The sequence below is a fragment of the Sphaerochaeta globosa str. Buddy genome (assembly GCF_000190435.1).
Lineage (GTDB): Bacteria > Spirochaetota > Spirochaetia > Sphaerochaetales > Sphaerochaetaceae > Sphaerochaeta > Sphaerochaeta globosa.
Genome location: NC_015152.1, coordinates 3,309,127 through 3,316,466, shown reverse-complemented (window position 1 = coordinate 3,316,466; position 7,340 = coordinate 3,309,127). Strand labels below are relative to the sequence as shown.

General features: G+C 47.7%; 5 protein-coding genes. 4 read left to right on the top strand and 1 reads right to left on the bottom strand.

Annotated features, from left to right (window positions below):
- Positions 1–170: 170 nt before the first annotated feature.
- On the top strand, positions 171–2,144 hold the full coding sequence (gene gyrB / locus SPIBUDDY_RS15505) for a DNA topoisomerase (ATP-hydrolyzing) subunit B (RefSeq protein ID WP_049787915.1): 1,974 nt from the start codon (positions 171–173) through the stop codon (positions 2,142–2,144).
- Positions 2,145–2,158: 14 nt separating this feature from the next.
- Positions 2,159–4,726, top strand: a complete 2,568-nt coding sequence (gene gyrA, locus SPIBUDDY_RS15500) for a DNA topoisomerase (ATP-hydrolyzing) subunit A (protein WP_013608705.1) — start codon at positions 2,159–2,161, stop codon at positions 4,724–4,726.
- A 562-nt stretch (positions 4,727–5,288) separates the two neighbouring features.
- Here gyrA and SPIBUDDY_RS15495 read toward each other — a convergent pair.
- The gene (locus SPIBUDDY_RS15495; protein ID WP_013608704.1) at positions 5,289–5,516 is read right to left on the bottom strand and encodes a NifU family protein; all 228 of its coding nucleotides are present in this window, start codon (positions 5,514–5,516) and stop codon (positions 5,289–5,291) included.
- 108 nt (positions 5,517–5,624) lie between these two features.
- Between SPIBUDDY_RS15495 and SPIBUDDY_RS15490 the strand changes: the two genes are divergently transcribed.
- Together SPIBUDDY_RS15490 and SPIBUDDY_RS15485 are read left to right on the top strand one after the other, a co-directional pair.
- Positions 5,625–6,395 (top strand): ParA family protein, encoded by a 771-nt coding sequence (locus tag SPIBUDDY_RS15490; protein ID WP_013608703.1) that lies wholly within the window; start codon positions 5,625–5,627, stop codon positions 6,393–6,395.
- A complete protein-coding gene (locus tag SPIBUDDY_RS15485) occupies positions 6,376–7,329 on the top strand; it encodes a ParB/RepB/Spo0J family partition protein (RefSeq protein ID WP_013608702.1) in 954 nt (317 codons plus the stop codon). The genes SPIBUDDY_RS15490 and SPIBUDDY_RS15485 overlap by 20 nt, the downstream gene beginning before the upstream one ends.
- The last annotated feature ends 11 nt before the right edge of the window (positions 7,330–7,340 follow it).

Sequence of the window (7,340 nt, the reverse complement as noted above, 5' to 3'; positions counted from 1 at the left end):
TAATAAATTACTCTGTTTTCCTGTTCAAGCTTGCAACTCCTTATGGTTTTTGGTATAATCGATAAGAATCAACGATAGCATTTTTTTATTATTGCATAAGGATATAACGAATGAGTGAAGGGAGCTTTGTCAATGGAACGTTCCAACCATCCTTGCACCGCGATGGTGTGATGATGGAGAGCGCTTCTCATAGCTATTCTGCTGGGAGCATCCAGGTTCTCAAGGGTCTTGAGGCTGTTAGGAAGCGACCTGGTATGTACATAGGTTCGACAGGCATCGAAGGGTTGCATCACCTTGTTTACGAAGTGGTCGACAACAGTATCGATGAAGCAATGGCCGGTTACTGTTCGGATATCCAGGTGTTTCTTGACCTGGATTCTGAAGGAAGGGAAATCTGTACCGTTGAGGACAATGGACGGGGTATTCCCGTTGAGCTTCATCCGACCGAGAAGAAAAGTTCACTGGAGATTGCTCTTACCCAGCTGCATGCCGGTGGAAAATTCGATAAGAATTCCTACAAGGTATCCGGTGGATTGCATGGTGTAGGTGTATCCTGCGTCAACGCTCTCTCCATTTGGATGGAAGTTACCGTCTATCGTGATGGCGGAGTCTATCGCCAACAATACAGCTGCGGTATTCCCCAAACTGAAGTGGTTCGCATCGGAGATACCGATAGGTCGGGGACGGTTGTCAGCTTTGCTCCCGATTACAGCATCATGGAACAGAATGCTTTCAACTACGAAGTGCTGGTAAGCCGGTTCCGTGAGCTTTCTTTCTTGAATAAAGGGGTTTCCATAACCATTACAGATCGCAGAGGTGATGAAACTCACAGTCAGGCCTTCCAGTCGGAAGGTGGAATTAGCCAGTTTGTAAGCTATCTGAACGAATTCAAGCGAGTTCTTGTTGACCCTCCCATTTCCATCGAGGGTGAGAAGGACTCAATTAAGGTTGAGATTGCGCTTCAGTACAATGACAAGTACGACGAGAAAGTGCTCAGCTACGTCAACAACATCAATACCCGCGAGGGTGGTACCCACCTTACCGGTTTCCGAACTGGTTTGAGCAGGGTCATCAACACCCAGCTGCAGAAGAACACCAAGTTGCTGAAAAAATATGAGGAGAAGCTCGAGCAGAGTGATATCTCCGAGGGTTTGACAGCGGTTGTTTCAGTCAAGGTACCCGAACCTCAGTTTGAGGGTCAGACCAAGATGAAGCTGGGTAACTCTGCGGTTACCGGTGTAGTATTCTCACTTGTGTATGAAAAGCTGGGCAACTATTTCGATGAGTTCCCCGCCCAGACCGAAGTGATTCTGGAAAAAATCATCAATGCAGCGCTTGGTCGTATTGCAGCACGTAAAGCTCGTGAGCAGATCCGCAAGAAGAGTGAAGGCGGCGGTCTTCCCGGCAAGCTTGCCGACTGTTCTGAAAAGGATCCTGCCAAGTGCGAAGTATTCATTGTTGAGGGAGACTCTGCAGGCGGTTCTGCCAAACAGGGACGCGATCGAAAGTTCCAAGCAATTCTTGCCCTATGGGGAAAAATGCTCAATGTCGAAAAGGCGCAGGAGTACAAGGTACTCGGCAACGATAAGTTGCAGCCGGTTATCGCCACCATTGGAGCAGGCTTGACCCGATACAACAATATGGGTAAAGACGAAGATTTTGATCATGATGTAAACTTCGATGTCAGCAAGGTCCGGTATCACAAGGTCATCATCATGGCGGATGCCGACGTCGACGGTTCGCACATCAGGACGCTGTTGCTCACCTTCTTCTTCAGGTATATGAGGCCCTTGATTGAAGCTGGGTATGTATACTTTGCCATGCCTCCTTTGTATAAGATTACCATCGGTAAGAAAGTACAGTATGCCTATGATGAAGAGGCACGGGTGAGGATTCTTCAGGAAAACAATATTGCCGACCCTTCAAAGGTCGCCATTCAGCGGTACAAAGGTCTTGGTGAAATGAATCCCGAACAACTTTGGGAGACAACAATGAACCCCGAGACCCGCTTGATCAGCCAGATTAAACTCCATGATGCCGAAGAGGCAGATCGGGTGTTCTCCATGCTGATGGGCGAAGAAGTAGAGCCCCGAAGGGCCTTCATCGACGCAAATGCCGTCTATGTATCGAATCTGGATGTCTAGGAAAGGATAGAATCGTGGAAGAAGTAAACGAAAGCAGGACGATTAGCGTGGACGTGTCCAATGAGATGCGTACCTCGTATCTCAACTATGCTATGTCTGTTATTGTCAGCCGGGCTTTGCCCGATGTCCGTGACGGCCTGAAGCCGGTCCATAGAAGAATTCTCTTTGATATGTTCGAAATGGGTTTGAGGGCCAACACCTCCTTCAAGAAGTGTGCCCGTATTGTCGGTGACGTACTGGGTAAATATCACCCCCATGGTGATGCCTCCGTCTACGATGCCCTGGTCCGTCTGGCCCAGGACTTTTCGCTGCGCTACCCGGTGGTGAATCCCCAAGGTAACTTTGGTTCGATCGACGGGGACCCCGCGGCAGCCATGCGATACACTGAGGCGAAGATGAGCCGTATCGGTGAGGAGATGCTGCAGGATATCCAAAAAGAGACGGTCAATTTCGGCCCGAACTATGACGATTCGATGCAGGAACCCACCGTGCTTCCCGCCTCCTTTCCCTTCCTTCTTGCTAATGGCTCCAGTGGTATCGCCGTCGGTATGGCAACCAACATGGCTCCTCACAACCTACAGGAAATTTGTGACGCCATCAGTGCGGTCATCGATAATCCTGATATCACTATCGATGAGTTGATGGAGCACATAAAAGGCCCTGACTTCCCCTCCGGTGGAATCATCTGCGGTCTGCAGGGGATAAAAGATGCCTTTATGACCGGTCGTGGCAAAATTGTTGTCCGCTCGGTGTATGAAATTGAAACAAGCGAACGCGACCATGACCAAATTGTCTTTACCGAAATTCCCTATCAGGTGAACAAGGCTGATCTGGTTAAGAAAATTGACGACCTCCGCAAGGATGGCGCAATTCCCATGATTTCCGTCGTCCGCGATGAGTCCGACCGTAAGGGAATCCGTATTGTTGTTGAGCTTAAGGTTGGCGCAGAACCCATGGTGGTTCTGAACCAACTCTTTGCACGTACAGCGCTGCAGTCCAATTTCAACGTCAACAACCTTGCCTTGGTGCAAGGACGACCGCAAATGCTTACTCTTAAGGACATGCTGGTCTACTATATCCGTCATCGGGAGGAAGTGGTAACCAGAAGGACGCAGTTTGACCTGAGAAAAGCCCAGGAACGGGCTCATATCCTTAGGGGTTTGAAAATCGGGTTGGACAACATCGATGAGGTCATTCAGATCATCAAGGATTCGGCAGACAATGCTATTGCTGCAGATCGCCTTGTTTCTCGGTTCGGCCTTGACCAAATCCAAGCCCAGGCCATTATCGACATGAAACTGGGAAGGCTCAGCCATCTGGAAACATCCAAGATTCTGGAAGAGCTGGCGGATCTTGAGCAGAAGATTGCGTACTATCAGGAAGTTCTTTCTGATGAGGGAAAAATCCTCAAGTTAGTACAGAGCGAGGTAAGAGCGCTCCCTTCGAGCTTGGTTCCCAAGGATAGGAGACTTACAAAAATCGCTCGTGAAGAGCTTGGCCAGTCAACGCTTGAGGATTTCATCAAGGATGAGCAGGTCGTTGTCCTGATCAGCAATAAGGGCTTTGCCAAGCGCATCCGCGCTGAGGAGTATGAAGCTCATGGTAGGGCTGGCAAGGGTACAAGGACTACAAAACTCCAGGATGGTGATTTTGTAAATCACATGTTTGTTGCTTTCACCCATGAGTATGTGATGTTCGTCACCAATGCAGGAAAGGCTTATTACACCAAGGTGTTTGAAATTCCCGAGGCAAGCAAGACCGCCAAGGGTACCAGCATCAAGAATATCCTGCAGTTGGAGACAACCGAGAAAATAACCTCGATTATCAGTTTCAAGGAGTTCAGTGAGGACCATTATCTGATGATGGCGACCCGTGATGGTGTGGTGAAGAAGGTTTCCTTGAACAACTTCGTCAATGCCAAGGTCAGGGGCATCAGAGCACTTTTCCTGGATGAGGGAGATGAGTTGCTCAGCTGTGATTTGATCCAGGAAGGAGATGAGGTAATGCTTATCACCAAGCTGGGACGCGGCCTCAGGTTCCGTCAGGATAATGTAAGGGCTATGGGCCGTGCTTCACGAGGCGTCCGCGGTATCAGGCTTCTGGCAAACGATCAGGTTGCCGGACTTCTGAAAGTTGATAGTACCAAGCGTATTCTCATGATCACAGAGAACGGCCAGGGCAAGCAGGTGAATTTCGACAGCTTCACCGTCCATGGACGGGGAACGCAAGGTCAGAAGATTTATCGGCTTGGTGGAAAGGCCAGCTTTATTGTCGGTGTCCTCAGTGTTGACGATGAAAACGATGTGGTATGCGCAACGCTTATGGGTCAGACACTCAGGGTGCATGTGAATGCCATTTCCATTCAAGGCAGAAATGCTGCAGGGGTAAAGGTCGTCTCCATGAAGTTTGCCGGTGACTCCATTGTTGCCATTGCATCTACTGAGCGTGATGACGAGGAAGAGGTCGAAATTCCCGAGCAGGCACCAGTAGAAATCGAAGGTATCGTTGATGAAGATGAGGAAGAAGATGATATCCCTGTAGAGGATGATGTGCCTGCAACTGAGCCTTCAGATAACGAATAAAACATCTGTTAAGTAGTTAATAGGGTCGTTCCGACATACTGGAACGACCCATTTTTTGGACTAAAAAACTTCACTTTTACCCACGCATATCTGTATTGATATATAGAAACATACCAGTAAAAACCTTCAAATGAAGCTCCCAAATGCAGTTTTTGGGCATTTTGCATTGCACAGTAAAATGAAAGGAGAAAAAACGCATACAGGTACTTTTAGTCATGCTTGAACGCTGAAATCCTATCGTGTAAAAGGCTATTACCAATCTGTTTCTGGTAGGTTCGTTTGGGTGGTTTGGGATGTTGTTTCACGTGAAACAATCTTGTGTGAATATTTTCTGTATGATGGGAGAGCGTAGTGATCAGGTGTCTTGAGGTATATCTACAGTTCTTCTTTTACACACGACGATTGCTTCCCAACGAGATGGTGATGTTTCACGTGAAACGTTGAGGCTGTAGGAAACAGCTCCTTTGGGAGAGAAGGAAACTATACACGTTTATCAGGACATAAAAAAAACGTTTCACGGAGAGTTTCACGTGAAACGTTATGATTCGAAGTGTCAGTTCTATTAGAAATCGGGGGTATTTACCACCGTGAGCTTCGGATCGACGAAATTGCGGAGGTAGCGTTCGACGCCACTCTTGAGAGTCATCTGGGACATTGGGCAACCAGCACAAGCACCTTTTAAGCGTACTGTTACATCGCTGCCTACAAGGCTGACAAACTCGATATCTCCTCCGTCATTCTGCAATGAGGGTCTGATGTCCTCAATCGCTCTTTTGACTTTATCTTCCATTTACTTATCCTCCATAGGGTATCTTGAAGATACAATAGACCCTAAGAAGGGTCAAGGACTTGGCCTTATGAGGTGACAATAGTTGGATATTTCCGTATAGTACCCAGTATGAGCGCACATACAATACTGTTTTTGAATCAAAAAGGAGGGGTTGGCAAGACTACCTCGGCTGTCAATCTGGGATCAGCCTTGGCCCAACGAGGGAAAAAAGTCCTGTTGATTGACCTCGATTCGCAGGGTAACCTAACCAGTGCTACCTCCATAGACGGCCGAAAAAAAGGTATCTATGAAGTAATCGCTGGGCAGTGCAGGGTTCAGGATGCCATCCAGCAAACTCCTATCCTGAATCTGTATGCTATTGCCAGTAACATCAATATGGCTGGATTGAACATTGAATTGGTTCAGGAACAGCAGCGGGAGTTTTTTCTCAAGAATGCGTTAGGAGAGCTTGATGATCAGTGGGATTATGTCCTTGCTGACTGTCCTCCCTCATTGGGCCTTGTTACGGTCAATGCGATGGTCTGGGCCAAGCAGGTGATTATCCCCATGCAATGTGAATACTTCGCCATGGAAGGATTGAACCTGCTCATGCGGACAGTGGGAAATATGAAGAAATCCTTGAATCCTGATCTTGTGGTACTCGGGATACTGTTTACCATGTATAGCAAACGGACAAAGTTGGCAAATGAAGTAGTTGAGGATATTTCTTCTTTTTTCCCGAACTTGGTTTTCAAAACCATGATTCCCAGAAATATTCGCATTGCTGAAGCCCCTTCGCATGGATTGCCAATTAATGTGTATGACAGCTCAAGTAGTGGAACGAAAGCATATAAAGCTCTGGCCGAGGAGGTAATCGAACGTGTCGCAAGAAACTTCTAAGAAACATGGATTAGGAAAAGGCATCGGTTCTCTGATGCAGGACTACTCTTTCGATTCAGTTCTCGATACAGCCTTGGGTTTTTCTTCTGATAAGAACGTCCGTGATGGACAGCAGAAAGTACTTGAAGTGTCGCTTGAGAATGTACGGGCCAATCCCAATCAGCCGAGAAAGGATTTCAACCAGGAATCCTTACAGGAGCTGGCTCAGTCCATCAAGCGGGAAGGAGTACTGCAACCCATTCTCGTTGAAGAAATTGCCCCCGGTCAGTACAGCATCGTCGCTGGGGAGAGACGCTATCGTGCCTCCAAGCTTGCTGGTCTGTCGAAGGTTCCTGTGTTGGTAAAGGACTTTACCCAGATGCAGCGCCTCGAGGTATCCCTTATCGAGAATATCCAGCGGGAGAATCTGAATCCGATTGAAGAAGCAAAAGCATATGCATATCTTATCCAGGAAGCCGGTATCACCCAAGAAGAGCTGGCACAGCGGATGGGTAAGAATCGTTCAACAATCAGCAATAGCATCAGACTCTTGCAACTAAGCTCGACGATGCAGCAGGATCTTTTAACCGGCAAATTTTCAGCAGGACAGGCAAGGGCGATTCTTTCGGTAGTGAACCCGGCAGACCGTGAAATATTATACCGAACAGTTTTGGAAAAAGATCTTTCAGTTCGTGCAACGGAACAGTTGGCAGCCCAATTCAACATGGGTAAGCGTGCTGCCTACCAGTCCAAGAAGCGACGGGCGAAGAAGAATTTGGCGAAATCACCTGATATCATTGCAGCAGAAGACAAGTTCTTGCATGCAGTAGGTTCGCAGGTTGAGATAAAAGGTTCATTGGAGAAGGGGAAATTGGAAATTCCCTACACCACCAGTGAAGAATTGGAACGATTGTATCAGCTGTTGGTCCCCAACCAAGAGTTGTTTGAAGTATAGAAACCAAGGAG